We start from the raw sequence: 20,204 nt of genomic DNA on the forward strand, positions 1-20,204 counted from the left end.
GCCCATGCGAAAACATGCACACCAAACATGGTGCAGATATCCAAGGAGTTCGAAATGGGCGAGACCATTTTTCTTGCCGGGGCAACCGGCGCGATTGGACGCAAGCTCGTTCCTTTGCTGGTCGAGGCAGGCTTTACCGTCTATGGCTCAACCCGCAAGCCGGAGCGCGGTGAGAGCCTGAAGCAGGCGGGTGCCACGCCTGTCGTCGTTGATGTATTCGACGGCGAAGCGCTAAAAGACGCGCTGATAAGGACGAAGCCGAGCATCGTCATCCATCAGCTGACCGATCTGCCCTTTGGGCTTGACCCCGCGCAGATGGAAGAGGGGCGTGCCCGCAACGCCCGCATTCGCGAAATCGGAACCAAAAATCTCGTCGACGCTGCGGTCGCAGCCGGAGCCGAACGGATGATTTCGCAAAGCATCGCCTGGGCCTATCAGACCAGCTCTGGCGAAGTGACGGAAGAGACTCCGCTTCAGGAAGGCGCAACCGCGATCCGGACGCTCGAAGGCCTCACGCTGAACACCGGCGGCATTGCCGGAACGGTCCTGCGCTATGGCCTGCTCTACGGGCCGGACACAGGCTGCGACGCGCCGTCCGGATCGATAAGCCTGCATGTGGACGACGCCGCGCGTGCCGCGCTGATGGTGGTAAAAACCCCTGTTGTCGGCATTTTCAATATTGTCGATGACGGCGGCTCGGTTTCGAACGCCAGGGCGAAGTCGATCCTGGGTTGGCAGCCGACCAAACGGGCCGGCGAGTAGCATTCGTCTACAGCCATCGCCGGAGTGGCTTTGGGTTCATAGGGCAAGGACGGTTTGGAAGGGATCAGGTCGTCGATTGATCGGCCACCTCGAACGCAATGTTCGCGACTTCCAAGCTTGCTCCGGTGCCCGTTCCCTTTATGCTGGCCACGATATCCAGGGAGGCTGTATCCATGATCCTGCACTGCGTTTTTCTTCGGCTCAAATCCGCCATGACACAGGATGAGAAGAAAGCGATCTTCGAATCCGTAGCTGCCTTGCAAAAGGTCATCCCGGGCATCGTCGACGTGAAGTATGGGCCGAATGTCTCGCCGGAAGGCCTGCACGGCGGTTTCGTTGACGGTTTTGCCGTGACATTCGAGAGCCCGGAAGCACGGGATGCCTATCTCGTGCATCCGGATCACGTCGCTGTCGGCGAGCGCATCGTCTCGTCCACCGATGGCGGTCTTGCCGGCCTTCTGGTCTTTGATCTGAATATCTGACCGCCCGGACTTGAAGTTCATAAAGGGCCGCAGGCGAGACGCGCCTGCGGCCCTTTTCACGTTCAGTCGCTCATTCAGCTCGACTTCGCCATGGCGGCCGCCAGCTGGTCAACGTTATAACGGAACATTTTTTCATACGTCGAAGCCGGGCCATTTGCCTTCGAAAGCGCCTCGACATAGAGCTCGCCGCCAGGCTGCGCGCCGGTTGCCTTGGCGACCTGCTTGACAAGGCGAGGGTCGTTCGAGTTTTCGAAGAAATAAGTCTTCACATGCTCGGTCTTGATCTGCTCGATCAGCTGGGCGACCTTGGCGGCCGACGCCTCCGTTTCCGTCGAAAAGCCGAGCGGGGCGAGGAAGTTGACCTTATATTCGCGGCCGAAATAGCCGAAGGCATCGTGGCTTGTCAGCACCTTGCGGCGATCGTCGGGGATCTTATCGAACTTGCTGTGCGCGTAGGCATCGAGCTCGGTCAGAACCTTGGTGTAGCGCTCGGCATTCGCCTTGAAGTCGGCGGCATCGGCCGGATCTGCAGCGGAAAGAGCCTTCTCGATGTTGGCGACCCAGATCTTTACGTTGACCGGGCTGTTCCAGACATGCGGGTCTGTGACAGTCTTGCCGTCATCGACCATCGTGCGGGTATTGATGCCGTCGGAGACGACAACAGGCGTTCCCTTGTAGCCCGATGCGGTGATGAGGCGATCCATCCAGCCTTCGAGGCCTTCGCCGCTGACGAATGTGACCTTGGCGGCATTGAGCTTTTTGGCATCGGCCGGCGAAGGTTCGAATTCATGGGGGTCGCCGTTCGGACCGACAAGGCTCGACACCTTCACATGGTCACCGCCGACCTGTTTGACGACATCGGCAAGCACGGTGAAGGACGCGACGACGTTCAAGGTCTCGGCCGAGGCCGGGCCGGCGACGCCGAATGCGATAAAGGCTGCAGCAGCGGCCGAGAGAAGCAGTTTCTGTTTGTTCATGCGAGTCTCCTTGTTGGGTTTAGCCCCGGAGATGGGGACGCGGGAAGAACCGCCGGGCAACGCCCGAAGGTGCGAAGAGAATGGAGAAGCCATAGATCAGGCTCGCGGTGATGATGATCGTCGGGCCGGAGGCAAACTCGAGGTGATAGGACGCGATGAGACCCACATATCCGGAGACAGCCGCCGTTCCTGTCGCGATCGCCATCATGGCAGGCAGGCTGCGCGACCAGAGCTGGGCAACGGCCGCAGGCAACATCATCAACCCCACGGCCATCAGAGTGCCGAGCGCCTGAAAACTGGCGACAAGATTGAGCACCACAAGTAGCAGGAACAGGAAATGATACACCGGTCCACGCCCGCCGACGGCGCGCAGGAAGCCTGGGTCGAAGCATTCCATGACCAGCGGTCGATAGATCACGGCAAGCGCCAGCAAGGTCACGGTGGTAATCGCGCCGATCTGGTAGAGGGCAGGGGCATCGATCGCCAGAATAGTGCCGAAAAGCACATGCAGCAGGTCGATGTTGGACCCTCGGAGCGACACGATGAGAACGCCGAGTGCCAGGGAGGTGAGATAGAAGCTCGCAAAGCTCGCATCCTCCTGAAGCACCGTCATGCGGCTGACGAGGCCGGAAAGCAGCGCGACCGAAAGGCCGGCCACAAGTCCGCCCAGGCCCATGGCCGTCAGCGACAGCGAGCCTGCGATGAGATAGCCGATGGCAGCGCCGGGCAGCACGGCATGGCTCATGGCATCGCCCATCAGGCTCATGCGGCGCAGCATCAGGAAGACGCCGATCGGGCCGGAACCGAGGCCGAGGCACAGGCAGGCGATGAGCGCCCGCCGCATGAAACCGTAATCCGCGAAAGGTGCGAGAAAGATATCGTAGGCTGTCATCGGGCCGGCTCCTGCCGCGCGAGATCGTCGGACGCCGTTTCATCTTCGGGCAGGCACGCGTCGGCTGCTTCATCCCAGCGCTCTGCCATGGCCCGTGCCTTGATGAGGTTTGCGGAGCTCATGATCGACTGTGTCGGCCCCCAGCCCACCAGTTCGCGGGCAATCAGCAACGTCTCGGGAAAATGCGCGCGCACCTGATCGAAATCATGCAGCACGGCGATGACCGTACGGCCTTCCTTGTGCCAGCGCAGAACGATGCTCAGGAGATCCCGCGTCGTGCGCTGGTCGATGGCGGTGAAGGGTTCATCGAGCAGGATGACCTGCGCGTCCTGCAGCAGCAGGCGAGCGAAAAGCACGCGCTGGAACTGCCCGGCGGAAAGCGAGCCTATATGCCGGCGCTCGAAGCCGGAGAGGCCGACGCGCTCAAGTGCATCGCGCGCGCGATCCGCATCCTGTCGGGAGAAGCGCCCGAATGCGCCGGAATTCTTCCAGGCGCCGAGCATGACCGTATCGGCGACTGAAATCGGAAAGCGACGGTTGATGTCTGCGGCTTGTGGCAGATAGCCGAAATCGTTGCGCGTCAGTGCGCCGCGATCGATCGATCCTTCTGCTGGTCTGAGTTCGCCGACGATTGCTTTCAAAAGCGTCGATTTGCCCGCGCCGTTCGGCCCGGCGATTGCCGTTAGGCTGCCGCTGGCGAAAGCTCCCGAGACATGATGCACCGCTGGATGACGCTCATAGGTGACGGTAAGATTGGTGAGGCGGATCAGATCGCTCATGCCAGCGCCACCGCCCAGCCGATCGCCGCCCAGAGAAACGCGATGCCGATCGCCACATAGGCAAGGCGCATCAAGGCGGAGCGTCCGATCAGGGCCGACGCGAAGGGATCACGATCAAAGGGCATGCCAGGCTTTCAATTATGTAATAACATTACATGTAGTAGCCGAGCGAATATGGCGAAAAAGAGGCGGGGAGTGGAATAGCTGTGACTTGCATCGGAAAGCGCAGAGACGTCCAAACAAAAAAGGCGCCGTGCGGGCGCCTTTCTGGTTGTCTTTTGTCAAAAATCTCAAAGCTGCTCGATCATCGCGGCAGCGCCCGAAACCGTCGCCTGGCCGGGGCTTTCTTCGATGTTCAGCGACTTCACCACGCCGTCTTCCACCAGCATGGAGTAGCGCTTGGAACGAACGCCAAGTCCGCCGCCCGAAAGGTCGACGTCGAGGCCGAGCGCCTTTGCAAATGACGCGTCCCAGTCTGCGAGGAAGTGGATTTTGCCCATGCCGCCAGACGATTGCGCCCAGGCGCCCATGACATGCCAGTCGTTGACGGCGACAACGGCGATATCGTCGACACCCTTGGATAGAATGGTATCCCGGTTTTCCAGATAACCCGGCAGATGATTGAGCGAGCAGGTGGGTGTGAAGGCACCTGGAACAGCAAACAGCACGACCCGTTTGCCGGCAAACAGCTGTTCGGTGCTGATCTCGACCGGGCCATCGACGGTCTTTTCCTTGAAAGTGGCGGCGGGCAGTTTGTCGCCGATAGCGATTGTCATGGTTCTCTCCTTGGGGCGCGATCTCGGGGCTTGGAATTGCCGCCGAATGAACAAGAGCTGTGGGTGAAACTATAGATCCGGCCTATTCGAACGCAAGGCTGGTCTCCATGGCGCGATCGCCATCGACAACGAGGACGCCCCAACTTTTGCCCTTGATCTCGTAATTCTTCGGCAGCTTGCTGATTTCGATATCGGCGGAATAGGTCGCGCCTTCGCGTTTCCCGTTCGATTGCTGGAAAAACACGTAGCCTGACGGTCCGGTGACGTAGATCGCCGGCGCATCGCCCCCCGAGTCGGGCAGAGTGAGGCGGAGCGAGAGGTTCTTCGCATCGGCCGAAACGCTGTGGCTCTGCAGCGAAAAATCAGAGGATGGCGGCTGCGGCAGCAATGATTTCGCAGCATCCAGCAGGGCGAGTTCGCGCGGCGTCGGTTGCGCATCGGCCGGCAAAGACAGCGAAAAGTCCGCCTGAAAGGGGATACAAATGTCTTTGCAGAGACCGACGAAGGCGGTCAGGTCCAATGTCGTCGGTGGCTTGCCGTCAGCACGAAATTCAAGCGGCAGCGTCACCGGCGTGTCGTAGCCGATCTCTCGTATCTTGCCGACAGTGATCTGTTTCGGCGTGGGGTAGCTTGCCTTTTCCAGCGTGACGCCGGTCATAGGCTTGACCGTGACTTGCGGCGGAATGCCGCTTTCGCCGGGCTCGCGCCAGTAGGTAATCCAGCCCGGCTGCGGCTCGATCTGGAGTGCTGCGCGGATATGCCCTTGCGCATCCGGCGCCAGCGCCACAAGCCGCATGCGGCCGCCGTCATTGTCGACCCAATCGCTCGTCGCCGCATGGGCGACAGGGCCGGAAAGAAGGGCAAGGGTAAGTGTTCCGGCCAAAAGCGCCGAGACGCGAGAATGATGAAGCGTTCCAATCATGATCAGGATTTAGCGGATCGGCTGACATGGAGCCAGCGCCGCCGGCAAAAGAAATGATCATTTTCAGTTGATTGATTTATGACATTGCCCCATCTTGCTTTTTAGCGGTGCAGTTTTGGACTGCGGTCAGGAGGCACGATGTCCCTATCGACGCTGAAGAACAGACGCGAAAGAGGTTTTCTCGACGGTCAGTTTCTGATCGCCATGCCCGGCATGGAGGATCGGAACTTTCACCGGACGGTGATCTATATTTGCGCCCATTCCGACGCCGGAGCCATGGGCTTCGTCATCAACCGGGCTCAGAAGCTGACTTTTACGGATGTCCTTCTGCATCTTGAGATGATCAAGGATGACGATGCCATCGTGCTGCCAGCCGGCGCGCGCGATTTCCCCATCCAGACGGGCGGCCCTGTCGAAAGCGGTCGCGGCTTCGTTCTGCATTCCGACGATTACATCAGCGACAGCAGCATTCCCGTCAGCGACGATATCAGCCTGACGGCTACGCTCGACATCGTGCGAGCCATCTCCAAGGGAAGCGGCCCGAAACTCGCCACCATGCTGCTCGGCTATGCCGGCTGGGGCGCTGGACAGCTCGAGGCCGAAATCGGCAACAATGGCTGGCTGAATTGCCCGGCCAACGAGGATCTGATCTTCGACCGCAGCCTCGATGACAAGTATGATCGCGCTCTGGCGCTCATGGGTATCAATGCCGCGATGCTCTCGCCCCAGGCAGGGCACAGCTGACCCTTCTGCTTTAAAATGGAACGAACTAGCGCCGGTGACGTTTCTTTGACAGAGGCACCGGCAATTCCGCTGTGCCGACAACGGAGGTGTTAGACATGAGCAGCACGACCGACAAGGTATCCGGCAAGGTCAACGAAATGGCCGGCAAGGCAAAGCAGATGGCCGGCAAGGCCACCGACGACAAGGAATTGCGTGCCAAGGGCGCTGCCCAGGAAGCCAAGGGCAAGGTTCAGACCGCCGTTGGCAAGGCCAAAGACAAGGTCAAGGGTGCCGTCGACCGGATGTAACCGGCGACGTGTGTCTGCCAATCTAGGGTCGCTGCTCCGTTGAATTAACGTCGTAGCAGCGATGTTGGGAGGAAGAGCCTGTTACGGAAACGTGGCAGGCTCTTTACTGTGGGCATTCCATCTCTTCGAGGAAACATGCGGCTATTCACCTGCGATCATTGCGGCCAACCCGTTCATTTCGACAACAGGCAATGCGTTCACTGCGGCCATCAGCTTGGCTTTCTTCCCGAGCGCCTGGCGATCCATGCGCTCGATGCCGATGAGGCGCCGAACTGGCATCTTGTCTCCGAGCCGGAGCGCCGCGTCCGTTTCTGCGCCAATGCCGAACTCGATATCTGCAACTGGCTTGTGGATGCGGAAGACACGCAGGTTTATTGCGTCGCCTGCCGGCACAATCGTCTTGTGCCGAACACCGGCACGCAGCAAGGGATCGATCGCTGGCGCCGCATCGGGCAGGCACAGCGGCATCTGTTCTATTCCTTGCTGCGATGGAACCTGCCGCATCCGGACCGTGTGGAGGATCCGCAAGGCGGGCTGGTGTTCGATTTTCTCGAAGATGAAGTTCAAGGCGGGGCCGTCGTACCCGCCATGACCGGTCATGAGGAGGGGTTGATTGCCATCCGCGCTGCGGAGGCCGACGACGTGACGCGCGAGCAGGCGCGCACATCGATGAACGAGCCTTATCGCACCCTGCTCGGCCATTTCCGTCACGAAACAGGTCATTTCATCTGGAACAAGCTGGTGCGTGATCGCGGGCAGTTCGATGCCTTTCGCGCTGCCTTCGGCGACGAGCGCGTAGACTACGGCGCCGCGTTGCAGTCTCATTACGACAATGGTCCGCCGGCAAACTGGCAGGACAACTTTATCAGCGCCTATGCCAGCTCCCATCCCTGGGAGGATTTTGCCGAGTGCTTCGCGCACTATCTCCACATTGTCGATACGCTGGAAACGGCGCGATCCTTCGGCATGGCAATCGATCCGCTTGCCTATCACGACATGGCCGCGGAAGTGGATTTCAATCCCTATAAGGCCGAAAGTGCGGAGCGGCTCGTCAGCGCCTGGATCCCTTTAAGCGTGGCGATCAATTCGATCCAGCGCAGCATGGGACAGCCGGATTCCTACCCCTTCGTTCTATCGCCGCCAGTCGTCGCGAAGCTCGATTATATCAGGGAGCTGATCGAGAGCGCCTGATCAGGCGCTCCAGCGATTTGCTTTAGCGCAATTCCGGACGGAAGACCTCAGCGGCTTTCACGGAATTGCGCTAGGCGCGCTTTGTCAGGGGAAAGCGTTCCTTCAGCAGACGAAGCACCGAATCCGAGCCCATTGGCGGCCCAAAGATAAAGCTTTGGCCATAGGTGCAGCCGATCTTGGCAAGCTCCAGCGCATCCTCTTCCGATTCGATACCTTCTGCCACCACCCGCATGTTGAGTTCGCGCGCCATGGAAATGACCGAGCGCAACAGAACAGCCTTCTTGTCGCTGTCGTCGCGGACCATGGCCTTGTCGAGCTTGATCGTGTCGAAGGGGAAGCGGGTGAGATAGGCAAGCGACGAGTAGCCGGTGCCGAAATCGTCGAGCGCAAGGCCGATACCGGCGTCGCACAGCTTGTCGAGCACAAGACGCGCCTGTTCCGGATTCTCCATCACCTGCGATTCCGTCAGCTCCAGCTTGATGCGGCTCGGGTCGCAATGGGTCTTGGCGAGCAGGGCGCGGATATCGTCGTAAAGCTCGTTATTCAACAGCTGTACGCTGGAGAGATTGATGGAGACGAAGAGCGGCAGGTCGCCGGTTTGACGCTGCCAGGCCTTCAGGTCGTTGGTCGCCTGTTCCATCGCGAACATGCCAAGCGGACCGATAATGTCGGAGGCCTCCGCGATCGGGATGAACTCGGACGGCGGAATGTTGCCGCGCTTTGGATGTTCCCAGCGCATCAACGCCTCGAAGCCTGCGACTTCGGCGTCTTCAAGCCGCACAATCGGCTGATAGACGAGGGAGAGTTCCTTGCGCTCGACGGCGCGGCGCAGATCGGTTTCGAGCTGGAGGCGATCCGTGCCGAAGCTGCGGAATGCCGGCTGGAAGGGCTCGACGCGATTGCCGCCGGCGCGCTTGGCGCGATACATCGCGAGTTCGGCGTCGCTGAGCATACCCGCTGCGTTTTCCTGCTGGTCGACCCATGAGGTCAGTCCGACAGATGCCGTCAGGATGATCTCACGATTGGCGAAATTGATCGGAACCATGATCGCCTTGCTGATCGCATCGGCGAAATCCGCAACCTTGGCCGGATCGCGTTCGGAGACGAGGATGAGGCCGAACTGATCGCCCGAAAGGCGCGCCAGCGTATCCTGCGGCTTCATCAGGCGGCGAAGACGCCGGGTCAAAGCGATGAGGATATTGTCCCCGGCAGCAAAACCAAGGGTGTCGTTGACCAGCTTGTAGCGGTCAATATCGATCACGATAACGGTTGGACGAAGCTGATTGCCATCAGATGCAAGCGTCAGAACGGACTGCAGACGATCAAGGAAAACCTGGCGGTTGGGCAGGCCGGTGAGATTGTCGTGCACCGCATCATGGAGAAGTCGCTCGATCGAATTCTTCTGTTCGGTAATGTCGACGATCGTGCCGACGCAGCGGATGATCTCGCCATTCGATCCGAGCACCGGCCGTGCGCGGATCGACAGCCAGTGGAAATGCCCATCCTCCGCACGAATGCGGAATTCGTGATTCAATCGGCCGCGTCGATGCTCCAGGAGCACGTCGAGTGTCGCTCGGAAACGGTCGCGATCGTCGGGATGCAGCCGTGGCAGCCAGTTGCGTGCCGCGCCATGCATGCTGCCGGGTGAAAGGCCGAGCTTCGTCGAGATATCGGGCGTCGTCACCACACGGTCGCGCGCCACATCCCAGTCCCAGACGGTATCGCCGGAACCGGTAAGCGCGAGGGACTGCCGCTCCAGATCGGAGAACAGGCCCTGCTGGAAAGCACCGCCGGCAAAAGCGTGCTGCATGACGGTAAAGCCGATCAGCAGCACGATCAGCACGAGGCCGCCGCCGAGAGCCGGCTGGATGATATCGTTGTCGAGCTTGCCCATGACCGTCATCCAGGCCCCGAACAGCCAGACGAGGATCAGAGCCCAGGCGGGCACGAGCAGGATTGCACGGTCATAACGGCTGAAGCCGAGGTAGATGATGAGCAGCAGGCCGGCGGTCGCGGTCAACGCCAGCGACAGCCGCGCAATGCCGGCCGCAATCGAGGGATCGTAGATCGCCACACCGAAGAGCAGCGCAAGGCCAAGCACCCAGGCAAGCGTGACATAACCGAGATGGGCGTGCCAACGATTGAGGTTGAGATAGGTGAACAGGAAGATCACCAGACTCGACGCGAGCGCCACCTCCGCGCAGGCGCGCCATATTCGCTGATCGCTGGAGGTAATGCTGATGAGCTTGCCGAGGAAGCCGAAATCCACGCAGATATAGCCGAGCACCGCCCAGGCGAGGGCCGCTGTCGCCGGCAGCATCGAGGTGCCCTTGACGACGAAAAGAATGGTCAAGAACACGGCCAACAGGCCGGCAATGCCAAGCACGATGCCGCGATAGAGCGTGAAGGCGTTGACTGTATCCTTGTAGGCGTTCGGTTCCCAAAGATAGAGCTGCGGCAGATCCGGAGACGACAGCTCGGCAACGAATGTGACGACCGCGCCGGGGTTCAGCGTGATGCGGAAAACGTCCGCTTCGTCGCTTGGCTGACGGTCTAGCGCGAAACCTTCGCTTGGCGTGATTGCGACGATGCGCTGCGAACCGAGATCCGGCCAGAAGACCTTTGAATTCACCAGACGGAAATGCGGAGCGACGATGACGCGCTCCAGCTGCTCTTCGGAGACGTTGGCGAGTGCGAAGACCGCCCAGTCGCCCTGATGGTTCGGTGAGGAGGATCTCACCTCGATACGGCGGCGTATGCCATCGGCGCCGGCAGCCGTCGAAACCTGAAAGGCTTCACCTTGATTTCTGTAGATTTCCGTCGTCGCGGTGAGATCGAGCGCGGTATCGTCGCGCGAAATCTTAACGGGCTCGGCTGCGTGCGCCATTCCGGCGATCAACAGCATGATGGCGGCGGCCAGCATCGCGATTGCGGCATGAAGCCGCCGGGCCATTGGCCTCGTCTGCGGGAACCCGGCGATCATCGCTGGTCGAAGCTTCGGTTCAGGTCGGTGTCGGACGCCAACCTTGAGAACATCACATGGTCGCGCCACTGACCGTTGATTTTAAGATAACCGCGCAAATGACCTTCCCGCTGGAAACCGGCTTTTTGCAGAAGCCGCATGCTACGCTCGTTATCCGGAATACAGGCTGCTTCAATTCGGTGCAACTCAAGTCCGGAAAAGATATAGGGTATAACCAACTGAAGTGCGGCGAACATATGTCCCTGACCGGAGTAGCGTTCACCCATCCAGTATCCGATCATGCAGCTCTGTGCGGCACCGCGGCGAATATAGCCGATCGTGATGCCGCCAACCAGCGTCATGTTTTCCCTGAGGAAAATGAAGAGCGGGATCGCCTGGCCGGAACTGTATTCCTGCTTGCCGCGAATGATGCGGGCTCGATAGGCGCCCTCAGTCAGCTCGTCGTGTCGCCAGGTCGGCTCCCACGGCTCGAGAAAGCGGCGACTTTCGGCCCGAAGCTTATGCCATTGGTTGAAATCGGAGTAGCGCGGCAGCCGCAGCAAATATCTGTCGTTTTCGAGTTCAACCGCGTCCGGGTGACGTGAGAGAAACCGAAAGACAGATTTTTGCATGCCGCCAACCACTCCCCCGAGAACAGAACCCATAGGCCCGCGGCGTGCCCTTAGCCGCTGGCGCTTCTGGAAGCAGCTGCCGGCGCCGACGACAGCGACGTGACGATGTCTTCCATCGGCGCGAGCTGCTCGAGCGGGCCGATCGCCGAAAGCGTCGGTACTGTATCGAAGAACAGCCGTCCGGCAAGATCCGTGAGGCGCTCGATCGTGATGCCTTCCAGGCGCTCCAGCATCTCCTGGTTCGGGATCGGGCGGCCATAAAGCATCATCTGCCGGGCGATCTGGCCGGCACGAGCGGCCGGGCTTTCCTGACCCATCAGCAGCTGTGCACGGATTTGCGCGCGAGCGCGCTCGATTTCCTGCTGCTGGATGTCGTGTGACGACTTGCGCAGCTCGTCGACGATGACAGGCAACAGTTCCGGCAGGTTCTCGCCGCCGGTTGCGGCATGAATGCCAAAAATGCCGGTATCGGAGAAACCCCAATGGAAGGCATAGACGGAATAACAGAGGCCACGGAACTCGCGCACTTCCTGGAACAGGCGAGAGGACATGCCGCCGCCGAGAATGTTGGCCAGGATCTGCGAGCAGTAGAAATCGCGGGTGTGATAGGCGCGGCCTTCGAAGCCGAGCAGGATCTGTGCATCCATCAGGTCGCGGGTTTCGCGAATGTTGCCGCCGATGTAGCGCGCCGGCTCTATAACGGGCGGAGCGGACGGTTTTGTCGGCAGGCTCGAGAAGCGTTCTTCGACCTGGCGCACGAAGCTTTCATGATCCACCGCACCGGCGGCTACGATGAACATGCGATCGGTCATATAGTTGCGGCTCAGATAGTGACGGATCTGTTGCGGCGAGAAGGAGAGGACGGTATCCGGCGTGCCGAGAATTGCGCGTCCGAGCGTCTGTCCGCGATAGGCGACTTCGGAAAATTTGTCGAAGACGACATCGTCAGGCGTGTCGTTCGCGGCATTGATTTCCTGCAGGATGACCTGCTTCTCACGCGCCAGTTCTTCGTCGTCGAAAGCAGATTCGGTCAGAATATCGGCAAGGATATCGACGGCGAGCGGGACATGATCCTTGAGCACGCGGGCATAATAGGAGGTGGTTTCGGTCGAGGTGGCGGCGTTGACTTCGCCGCCGACATTCTCGATTTCCTCAGCGATCTCGCGGGCGGTGCGCCGCGCCGTGCCTTTGAACGCCATATGCTCGAGCAGATGCGCGATACCGTGTTCTGCTTCGGTCTCGTTACGCGAACCCGATTTGATCCAAACGCCGAGTGCCACGCTTTCGAGGTGTGGCATCGATTGGGTCGCTATTGTCAGCCCGGACGCTAGCCGGGTGCACTCCACTGTCATCGCTTGTCTTTCCGCGTTTGTTATTCGCCGGCCCGGGCATGCTTGCCGATAAAACTTTCAACGGCTTTTAGTTCCGGATCGAGAATATCGAAACGCTCCTCCCTGGTCATCAGACCAGCAAGCCACGTCGGAAGCGCCGGGTCAATACCGGATGCGGATTTTACTGCGGCGGGGAATTTCGCCGGGTGTGCGGTGGCAAGCGTCACCATCGGGCTGCTCGGACGCTCGTTCTTCTCAGCGACGAAGACGCCGATCGCGGTGTGCGGATCGAGCAGATATCCGGTATCGGCAAGCGTCTTGCGGATGGTTTCGGCCACCTGCTTCTCGCCGGCGCGGCCGGCGCGGAAGTCCTTCTTGATGAACTTCAGAGCTTCCGGCGTGATCGAAAAACCGTTCGATTGCTTCAGGCTTTCCATGGCGGCGCGCACCTTGGAGGCATCGCGGCCGTTGGCTTCGAAGAGCAGCCGCTCGAAGTTGGACGAGATCTGGATATCCATCGACGGAGAGGTGGTCGCCTTGACCGAGCGCATCTCGTAGCGTCCCGTCTTCATCGTGCGTGCGAGAATATCGTTCTCGTTGGTGGCGATAACAAGCCGTTCGATCGGCAGGCCCATGCGCTTGGCGACGTAGCCGGCGAAGATATCGCCGAAATTGCCCGTCGGGACGGTGAAGGAGATTTTCCGGTCCGGGCCGCCCAAGGCAACGGCGGTGGTGAAGTAATAAACCACCTGCGCCATGATTCGCGCCCAGTTGATGGAATTGACGCCGGAAAGCCTCACCTTGTCGCGGAAGGGCGCGTCGTTGAACATGGCTTTGACGAGGTTCTGGCAGTCGTCGAAATTGCCCTTGAGCGCCAGAGCATGGACGTTTGACGCCGTCGATGTGGTCATCTGGCGTTGCTGAACCGGCGAGACCTTCTCATGTGGGAACAGAATGAAGATGTCGGTGCGCTCGCGACCTGCAAAGGCGTCGATCGCTGCGCCGCCAGTATCGCCCGAGGTGGCGCCGACGATGGTGGCGCGCTGGCCGCGCTTTTCCAGCGCGTAGTCCATCAATCGCGCCAGCAGCTGCATGGCGACATCCTTGAAGGCGAGCGTCGTGCCGTGGAAAAGCTCCATGACGAAGCTGTTCGGCCCGGTCTGCACCAGCGGCGCCACTGCAGGATGCCGGAAGGTGGCATAGGCATCGTCGATCATGCCGCGGAAGACATCGGCCGGAATTTCGCCGTTGGTGAAGGGCGACAGGACGGCGAAAGCGACATCCTGATAGCTCTTGCCGCGAAAGGCGCGGATGTCTTTTTTCGTCAGCGTCGGCCATTCGCGGGGAACATAGAGCCCGCCATCACGAGCAAGGCCGGCCAGGAGGGCGTCGCAGAAGCCAAGGGCAGGGGCTTCTCCCCGCGTTGAAATATAGTCCACGGTCTAGAATTCCTTTGGTCGCAAAATTGCCTGAGTGATCGATTGAGAGGGTAGAGAAACGAAGCGACGGCGGCCTGTCTTTTTGCGTCGAATTAGCCGCGTGGTTTTCGCGTTTGCGCAAGGCGCGTGGGATCAGCGCCGTGCGGAGGCTGTTTGTGGCAATCTGTCGATCTCGAAAAGTGAGCCAAAACGGTGTCTACCCAATCGATTTTTCGCTGCGTCGCTGGTATAGACCATCGCCAAGTGTCATAAAAGGCCCGTTTGACAGGCTGCAGGCCGATAATGTGAAATATATGGAGAGGGTGGAATAATAGTGTTTGGCAAGGTTTCGCGTCGTCTTTTCTCCGCTTCGCTTCTGGCATTGCTGACGGGTTGCAGCACTCTTGGCATAGGCGGCAATAGTGAAAAACAGCCGGCAACGGATGTGACCGTAGCTCCGCAAGCCGCAGCTGCGACGACCGCCGCACCGACAGGCGGTCAGACCTATGTCGCCGGAAAGTGCCCGCAGGCCGTTATCCGCGACGAAGACTCGGTTTATCGCACCTACGCCAAGGGCGCAAAGGACGATGCGACCCAGTTGACCTATCAGGCTTCGCTGGCCCAGGCGACGCGTCAGTGCACCACGGATGGCACCAGTCTCGGAATTCACATTGCCGTTCAGGGACGTCTGGTTGCTGGCCCGATGGGCAGCTCCGGCAAGGTGACATTGCCGATCCATGTTTCAGTCATGGACAATGAGACGGCGCTTTACAGCAAGACTATCAATTACACGGCAGAAATTCCGCCGGGCGAAACCACGACGCAGTTCCTGTTCACCGAGGACGACATCAACGTCACCGGCGGCTCGGGCGGCTTCACGATCGTTCAGATCGGCTTCGACCAGGGCCCGCAGAAGCCCGCCAAGGGTGAAAAGCCGGTGCGCAAGAAGCGCCATTGACAAGATTGTCCGCGAACGAAGCCGCCCTCTGCGGCTTCGGGCGGAAATCGCACTGTTAAAGAAAAAGGCCCCGCCGCATGGTGGGGCCTTTTCTCATTCCGATCACTGTTACCGACGTCTCAGAGAACGCCATCCCATTCCGCGAGCGCCATGACGACGCCAGGCAGATCCGACATGCGGGAAACGACGGTCTCGGCTCCGGCATCCGTCAGCCGGTCGGCATGGGAAGGATAGGTGTGTGAAGCGCCTGTGAAGCCGATGACGCGCATGCCGGCGGACCGTGCGGCGTGAACGCCGTGGACCGAATCTTCCACCACGATCGTGTTGGCCGGGCTGACATTCATCTGCTCGGCGCCGTGCAGGAAGATATCCGGCTTCGGCTTGACCCGATCGGCGCCGAGATCCTTGGCGGAAAAGATATTCGGCGCAAACAGTTTGAAGTAACCGACCCTGGTCAGCATCATCTCAAGGCGTGCCGAGCTGGAATTGGAGCAGATGCAACGCGGCATCGGCAGTTTCGACAGGGCCTGAGGAACGCCCAAGATGGGCTGTACGTCGTTGGCAAGCTTGATGTCCAGCAGCTTTTCCGACTGGTCGAGCAGCGATGCGGAAAGCGGGATGCTGGCTTCGCGCTCGACTTCGAACAGAATGTTGCGCCAGGTCATACCGGCGAAGCGCTCGCCCATCTCTTCAGTGCTGATGGGATAACCCGCATCCGTCAGCAGCTTGGACTCGACCTGCGCCGCGATAATTTCCGAATCGACCAAAACGCCGTCGCAGTCGAATATGATGAGGTCGAAGCCATTGCTCATGAAAAATGCTGCCTTTGATCGGGGCTGGGTTCGGCATGCTCCGCGCAAAACCGTCAACGGTTAGGGGCATGCTCAAAAATGACCGTCGCGCTTTACACGATATGTCGACAAAGCTCAACCAATCGTCAGGCATGGCTGTACTGCGCTGATGGAAAAGGTCATTTGCGCTTCAAAAGACGTGACCACTGCAGCTTGTCGCTCGACATCGGCTCGACCCGCCTTTAAGGATCGGCCATGGCCAAGGAGCGTGACGACACTATTGCCAGCCGGATCAGCCGGGTTCTTGCCGACCGCATCATCCGCGGTGAGCTCGCGCCCGATGCGCGGCTGCGGCAGGATCACATCGCCGAGGAGTTCGGCACCAGCCATGTGCCGGTGCGCGAGGCGTTCCGGCGGTTGGAAGCTCAGGGTCTCGCTGTCAATCTGCCCCGCCAGGGCGTCCGCGTCGCATCCTTCGATTTGAAGGAGGTTCGCGAGGTGGCCGAGATGCGCGCCGCGCTCGAGGGGCTTGCCCTGAAGCATGCGGCACAGCACCTGACGCCCGCCATCCTTGATGAGGCTGAAGAGGCGACGCGCCAAGGTGACGCGGCAGCCGATGTTTATGCTTGGGAAGAGGCCAATCGCCGCTTCCATCGTCTTATTCTGGCGCCCTGCGGTATGACGCGTCTGCTGGCTGCCATCGATGACCTGCATGCCGCCAGCGCCCGGTTTCTTTTCTCGGCATGGCAGTCCGGTTGGGAAAAGCGCACCGACCATGATCATCGCGCCATTCTGGCTGCGCTTCGCCAAGGCCGTGCCGAAGAAGCGGCCGCGATCCTGCAGAAGCACGTCCAATGGATCGGTCGCTCTCCCGTGCGGACATCATCGGGCTCGACCCGCGAAGCTTTCGCGATCGTCGGCTGACCTCTTAAATTTGCGGTGACATCGATCTGCGCCTTGACGTTGGCGCCTTAGACCGTGTCCGCCATCTCTAGCGGAAAGAGCGCCAGAAACCGGCGCTCGCCTTCAGGTGTGAAGAAGATCGAGCGGCTGTTTTCGGTTCGCCGCGCCCAGCCTTTCTCCAGGAAGTTCGAAAGCAACGCCTTGCCGAGACTGCCGGCCAGATGGGCGCGTCTCTCGCTCCAGTCCAGGCATGAGCGGCACAAAGGACGTCGATTCGAGCGTAATCCGGAAACATCGATGCCGATCGCGGCGAGATGTGTTTCGCCTTGTGCCGTCAGGCTAAGACCCTCGCCCAGAGCAGAGATCGAGCCCGATTCGATCAGGCTGTCGAGCATGCGTACGCCGAAATCGCCGGCGAGATGATCGTAGCAGATGCGCGCCTTGCGCAGCGCGGGCTCTTTCGGTCCGGGGCGATACCGTAGATGGCCTCGGCTGGCGGCAAAGCCCATGATGCCTTCCAGCAATTTGCCGACGCCGTCATCCGCCAGCGTGAAATAGCGATGTCGTCCTTGTTTGCGCTGCGCAAGCAGGCCGCCCGCTTCCAGCTTGGCCAGATGCGCGCTGGCAGTCTGCAACGTCACGCCTGCCGCTGTCGCAAGTTCCGTCGCCGTCAACGCGCGGCCGCCCATGAGCGCCGTCAGTATATTGGCGCGAGCGGGATCGCCGATCAGCGAGCCGATCTGTGCTATGTCCGGACCTTCCTTCATACTTCGATCGTAACCGAACCATCTCCGTTCTGCAATGTGCGAAAACGGCAGCATCAGCAAAGGAGAAAGCTCATGATCACCTGTCTCATCCGCTACCAGATCGACCCGTTCAAGCAGGAGGCTTTTGCACAATACGGCAACGCATGGGGCCAGATCATCCCGCGCAATGGTGCGGATCTCATCGGCTATTTCGCCCCGCATGAGGGGTCGCTGACGACGGCCTACGGCATTTATAACATCGAAAATCTGGCCGCCTACGAGGCCTATCGCAAGAGCCTCGCTGCGGATCCGCTGGCGCAGGCCAATCACGATTTCTCCCGCCGCGAACGTTTCATCTTGCAGGAGGATCGCATTTTTCTGAAAAATGTATCCCTGCCACATGCTTCGAGGACATCGCCATGATCGCAGTTATTTTCGAAGTCATCCCTCATCCCAGCGAACATCAGCATTATCTCGACATTGCCGGACGGCTGCGTGCCGAACTCGAAACGATCGACGGCTTCCTGTCCATCGAGCGTTTCGAAAGCCTGACACAGCCGGGCAAGATCCTGTCGCTGTCCTTCTGGCGTGACGAGGCTGCGGTTCTTGAATGGCGTAACCGCGAAGCTCACCGCGCCGCGCAGAAAGCGGGGCGCAAGACGGTCTTTGCAGACTATCGCCTGCGCGTCGCTCAGGTGCTTCGTGATTACGGCATGACGGAGCGCGCCGAAGCGCCTGACGACAGCCACGCCGTGCACGACCTCTAGCGCTTTCAACGCGATAGCGCTGCTCGACGAGGCCTGCATTCCCGGAAACTTGCGCGGGAAATTGGAAAATGTGACGCCGCTTTAGCCTTTAGTAACCAAGTTAGGTAACCATAACACTCAGTTAAGAGCATCGAGTAAGTGTAACAGCGAGTATCAAATGGCGTCAGTTTTCCCGCTTGCCGACCTCAGGACCTCAGCAGTTCCGGGGTCCTGGATCGACACGATCATCAAGGGCGATTGCGTGGCCGCTCTTGAGGCACTGCCCAATCAATCCGTCGACGTGATCTTCGCCGACCCACCGTACAATCTCCAGCTTGGCGGCACGCTGCACCGTCCGGACCAGTCGCTGGTAGACGCCGTCGATGACGAGTGGGATCAGTTTGCGTCCTTCGAGGCCTATGACGCCTTCACCCGCGCCTGGCTGCTGGCCTGCCGTCGCGTGCTGAAGCCGACGGGCACGATCTGGGTCATCGGCTCCTATCACAACATCTTCCGCGTCGGTGCGACCATGCAGGATCTGAATTTCTGGATCTTGAACGACATCGTCTGGCGCAAGACCAACCCGATGCCGAACTTCAAGGGCCGCCGCTTCCAGAACGCGCATGAGACGATGATCTGGGCGAGCCCGAATGCCAAGGCGAAGGGCTATACCTTCAACTATGACGCCATGAAGGCCGCCAATGACGACGTGCAGATGCGCTCCGACTGGCTGTTCCCGATTTGCAATGGCAATGAGCGACTGAAGGGCGACGACGGCAAGAAGGTGCATCCGACACAGAAGCCAGAAGCGCTTTTGGCGCGTGTCATCATGGCCTCCTCCAAGCCGGGCGACATCATTCTCGATCCCTTCTTCGGATCAGGCACGACCGGCGCGGTGGCCAAGCGTCTCGGCCGTCACTTCGTCGGCATCGAGCGCGAGCAGGATTACATCGACGCGGCAAGCGCCCGCATCGCCGCCGTCGAGCCGCTCGGCAAGGCGGAACTGACCGTCATGACCGGCAAGAAGGCCGAGGTCCGTGTCGCGTTCAACGTTCTGATCGAAAGCGGACTCATCAAGCCGGGACAGGTGCTGACGGATGCGAAGCGTCGCTACAGCGCCATCGTCCGGGCCGACGGCACGGTCGCCTCCGGCGGCGAGGCCGGTTCTATTCATCGTCTTGGCGCGAAGGTCCAGGGCCTTGATGCATGCAATGGGTGGATGTTCTGGCATATCGACGATGGGCGTTCCCTGCGTCCGATCGACGAGCTCAGGGCCATCATCCGCAGCGATCTGGCAAAGGTTGAGTAGTCTCAACAGCTAAAGCAATTCGAGGAAAAGTGTGTAGCGGTTTTCCGTCTGGAATTGCTGAAAGCAACGGGCCTGCTCCAAGCCGCCTTACGGCTATCGCAGGCTGGTCGGATCGACATATTCGTCTTCTTCCGTCGTGTACCTCCAGTTGGGAAGAAGGCGAGACACCCAGGGCCTTACCGAACATAAAGTACGGTAAGGCCCTGGGTGTTTTCAGTTTCGACTATCAGAACTCCTGATAATCCGTGACGTCGACGCGCACCACGCGACCGTCTTCGTTAAACGTAATCGTTTCTTCGCCCTCGCGGATCAGCGGTTGGCCCGTCTTGCTGTTGGTGGCGCGAACCGACCAGACGGCACGGCCAGACAGCGGCGTCAGCGTCTCCACGAGGGAGTTCGACGCTGTCTGATCGGGATACTTGTCGAAGTAGCCGCGGAAAGCCTCCATGATCGCATCGCGGCCAGCGAGGTCGCCGACACCATTGGAAACATAGGTGGCGTTCTCGGCGAAGAAATTCTCGATCTCTTCATAGTTGATACGATTGATGGCGTCGTGAAACAGCTCGATACGTTCTGCGGGATCGAAAATCATCGGT

The 20,204-nt window shown here is 59.9% G+C and carries 23 protein-coding genes; 10 read left to right on the plus strand and 13 right to left on the minus strand.

The features are described 5' to 3' along the window. Positions 1-54: 54 nt before the first annotated feature. Together HGP17_RS00355 and HGP17_RS00360 are read left to right on the plus strand one after the other, a co-directional pair. Positions 55-762, plus strand: a complete 708-nt coding sequence (locus tag HGP17_RS00355; RefSeq protein ID WP_168804885.1) for an NAD(P)-dependent oxidoreductase — start codon at positions 55-57, stop codon at positions 760-762. A gap of 173 nt (positions 763-935) precedes the next feature. Continuing rightward, positions 936-1,244 (plus strand): Dabb family protein, encoded by a 309-nt coding sequence (locus HGP17_RS00360; protein ID WP_168804887.1) that lies wholly within the window; start codon positions 936-938, stop codon positions 1,242-1,244. Positions 1,245-1,318: 74 nt separating this feature from the next. Here HGP17_RS00360 and HGP17_RS00365 read toward each other — a convergent pair whose 3' ends face one another. The 6 genes from HGP17_RS00365 to HGP17_RS00385 all read right to left on the minus strand — a co-directional run bounded on the left by HGP17_RS00365 (position 1,319) and on the right by HGP17_RS00385 (position 5,464). Further along, positions 1,319-2,221 carry a zinc ABC transporter substrate-binding protein gene (locus tag HGP17_RS00365; protein ID WP_168804889.1) on the minus strand — a complete coding sequence of 301 codons (903 nt, stop codon included), beginning with the start codon at positions 2,219-2,221 and terminating at the stop codon, positions 1,319-1,321. Positions 2,222-2,240: 19 nt separating this feature from the next. Continuing rightward, on the minus strand, positions 2,241-3,113 hold the full coding sequence (locus HGP17_RS00370; protein ID WP_168804891.1) for a metal ABC transporter permease: 873 nt from the start codon (positions 3,111-3,113) through the stop codon (positions 2,241-2,243). Further along, positions 3,110-3,892: an ABC transporter ATP-binding protein gene (locus tag HGP17_RS00375; RefSeq protein ID WP_168804893.1), complete on the minus strand. Its 783-nt coding sequence runs from the start codon at positions 3,890-3,892 to the stop codon at positions 3,110-3,112. The genes HGP17_RS00370 and HGP17_RS00375 overlap by 4 nt, the downstream gene beginning before the upstream one ends. After that, on the minus strand, positions 3,889-4,017 hold the full coding sequence (locus tag HGP17_RS33880) for a hypothetical protein (protein ID WP_281412740.1): 129 nt from the start codon (positions 4,015-4,017) through the stop codon (positions 3,889-3,891). Before HGP17_RS33880 ends, HGP17_RS00375 begins: the two co-directional genes overlap by 4 nt. Before the next feature lie 165 nt (positions 4,018-4,182). Continuing rightward, positions 4,183-4,668 carry a peroxiredoxin gene (locus tag HGP17_RS00380; protein ID WP_168804895.1) on the minus strand — a complete coding sequence of 162 codons (486 nt, stop codon included), beginning with the start codon at positions 4,666-4,668 and terminating at the stop codon, positions 4,183-4,185. An 82-nt stretch (positions 4,669-4,750) separates the two neighbouring features. After that, positions 4,751-5,464 (minus strand): protein-disulfide reductase DsbD domain-containing protein, encoded by a 714-nt coding sequence (locus HGP17_RS00385; protein WP_168808004.1) that lies wholly within the window; start codon positions 5,462-5,464, stop codon positions 4,751-4,753. 264 nt (positions 5,465-5,728) lie between these two features. On the opposite strand from HGP17_RS00385, the gene HGP17_RS00390 reads away from it, so the two are divergent. The 3 genes from HGP17_RS00390 (at position 5,729) to HGP17_RS00400 (ending at position 7,812) form a co-directional block, all read left to right on the plus strand. After that, complete coding sequence (locus tag HGP17_RS00390) at positions 5,729-6,334, plus strand: YqgE/AlgH family protein (RefSeq protein ID WP_168804897.1); 606 nt, start codon at positions 5,729-5,731, stop codon at positions 6,332-6,334. A gap of 95 nt (positions 6,335-6,429) precedes the next feature. Further along, on the plus strand, positions 6,430-6,621 hold the full coding sequence (locus HGP17_RS00395) for a CsbD family protein (RefSeq protein ID WP_168804898.1): 192 nt from the start codon (positions 6,430-6,432) through the stop codon (positions 6,619-6,621). A 135-nt stretch (positions 6,622-6,756) separates the two neighbouring features. Then, on the plus strand, positions 6,757-7,812 hold the full coding sequence (locus HGP17_RS00400; RefSeq protein ID WP_168804900.1) for a putative zinc-binding metallopeptidase: 1,056 nt from the start codon (positions 6,757-6,759) through the stop codon (positions 7,810-7,812). Between the two features lie 70 nt (positions 7,813-7,882). On the opposite strand, the gene HGP17_RS00405 is transcribed toward HGP17_RS00400, so the two are convergent. Genes HGP17_RS00405 through thrC form a run of 4 tightly spaced genes read right to left on the minus strand, consistent with a single transcriptional unit; the run spans position 7,883 to position 14,176 of the window. After that, positions 7,883-10,735 carry an EAL domain-containing protein gene (locus HGP17_RS00405; RefSeq protein ID WP_246703968.1) on the minus strand — a complete coding sequence of 951 codons (2,853 nt, stop codon included), beginning with the start codon at positions 10,733-10,735 and terminating at the stop codon, positions 7,883-7,885. 56 nt (positions 10,736-10,791) lie between these two features. After that, positions 10,792-11,406, minus strand: coding sequence for a GNAT family protein (locus HGP17_RS00410; RefSeq protein ID WP_168808006.1), 615 nt, complete (start codon positions 11,404-11,406; stop codon positions 10,792-10,794). A gap of 50 nt (positions 11,407-11,456) precedes the next feature. After that, positions 11,457-12,758 carry a pitrilysin family protein gene (locus HGP17_RS00415; protein ID WP_168804904.1) on the minus strand — a complete coding sequence of 434 codons (1,302 nt, stop codon included), beginning with the start codon at positions 12,756-12,758 and terminating at the stop codon, positions 11,457-11,459. Positions 12,759-12,778: 20 nt separating this feature from the next. Then, on the minus strand, positions 12,779-14,176 hold the full coding sequence (gene thrC / locus HGP17_RS00420) for a threonine synthase (protein ID WP_168804906.1): 1,398 nt from the start codon (positions 14,174-14,176) through the stop codon (positions 12,779-12,781). A 313-nt stretch (positions 14,177-14,489) separates the two neighbouring features. On the opposite strand from thrC, the gene HGP17_RS00425 reads away from it, so the two are divergent. Next, on the plus strand, positions 14,490-15,113 hold the full coding sequence (locus HGP17_RS00425) for a hypothetical protein (RefSeq protein ID WP_168804908.1): 624 nt from the start codon (positions 14,490-14,492) through the stop codon (positions 15,111-15,113). A 119-nt stretch (positions 15,114-15,232) separates the two neighbouring features. Here the strand turns inward: HGP17_RS00425 and HGP17_RS00430 are convergent, their stop codons facing one another. Beyond that, a complete protein-coding gene (locus tag HGP17_RS00430; RefSeq protein WP_168804910.1) occupies positions 15,233-15,925 on the minus strand; it encodes an HAD family phosphatase in 693 nt (230 codons plus the stop codon). A gap of 234 nt (positions 15,926-16,159) precedes the next feature. Between HGP17_RS00430 and HGP17_RS00435 the strand changes: the two genes are divergently transcribed. Continuing rightward, positions 16,160-16,828 carry a GntR family transcriptional regulator gene (locus tag HGP17_RS00435; protein WP_168804912.1) on the plus strand — a complete coding sequence of 223 codons (669 nt, stop codon included), beginning with the start codon at positions 16,160-16,162 and terminating at the stop codon, positions 16,826-16,828. A gap of 47 nt (positions 16,829-16,875) precedes the next feature. Here the strand turns inward: HGP17_RS00435 and HGP17_RS00440 are convergent, their stop codons facing one another. Then, positions 16,876-17,574, minus strand: coding sequence for a metalloregulator ArsR/SmtB family transcription factor (locus tag HGP17_RS00440; RefSeq protein ID WP_168804914.1), 699 nt, complete (start codon positions 17,572-17,574; stop codon positions 16,876-16,878). A 72-nt stretch (positions 17,575-17,646) separates the two neighbouring features. Here HGP17_RS00440 and HGP17_RS00445 point away from each other — a divergent pair, with 72 nt between their 5' ends. From HGP17_RS00445 to HGP17_RS00455, 3 genes are all read left to right on the plus strand, one after another. Continuing rightward, a complete protein-coding gene (locus tag HGP17_RS00445) occupies positions 17,647-17,976 on the plus strand; it encodes an NIPSNAP family protein (protein WP_168804916.1) in 330 nt (109 codons plus the stop codon). After that, positions 17,973-18,320 (plus strand): antibiotic biosynthesis monooxygenase, encoded by a 348-nt coding sequence (locus tag HGP17_RS00450; RefSeq protein ID WP_168804918.1) that lies wholly within the window; start codon positions 17,973-17,975, stop codon positions 18,318-18,320. The genes HGP17_RS00445 and HGP17_RS00450 overlap by 4 nt, the downstream gene beginning before the upstream one ends. A gap of 157 nt (positions 18,321-18,477) precedes the next feature. Next, positions 18,478-19,608 carry a site-specific DNA-methyltransferase gene (locus HGP17_RS00455; RefSeq protein WP_168804920.1) on the plus strand — a complete coding sequence of 377 codons (1,131 nt, stop codon included), beginning with the start codon at positions 18,478-18,480 and terminating at the stop codon, positions 19,606-19,608. Between the two features lie 226 nt (positions 19,609-19,834). Here the strand turns inward: HGP17_RS00455 and HGP17_RS00460 are convergent, their stop codons facing one another. Further along, positions 19,835-20,200 (minus strand): nuclear transport factor 2 family protein, encoded by a 366-nt coding sequence (locus tag HGP17_RS00460; RefSeq protein ID WP_168804922.1) that lies wholly within the window; start codon positions 20,198-20,200, stop codon positions 19,835-19,837. Positions 20,201-20,204 lie beyond the last annotated feature (4 nt).

This window comes from Rhizobium sp. P38BS-XIX (genome assembly GCF_012641435.1).
GTDB lineage: Bacteria > Pseudomonadota > Alphaproteobacteria > Rhizobiales > Rhizobiaceae > Rhizobium.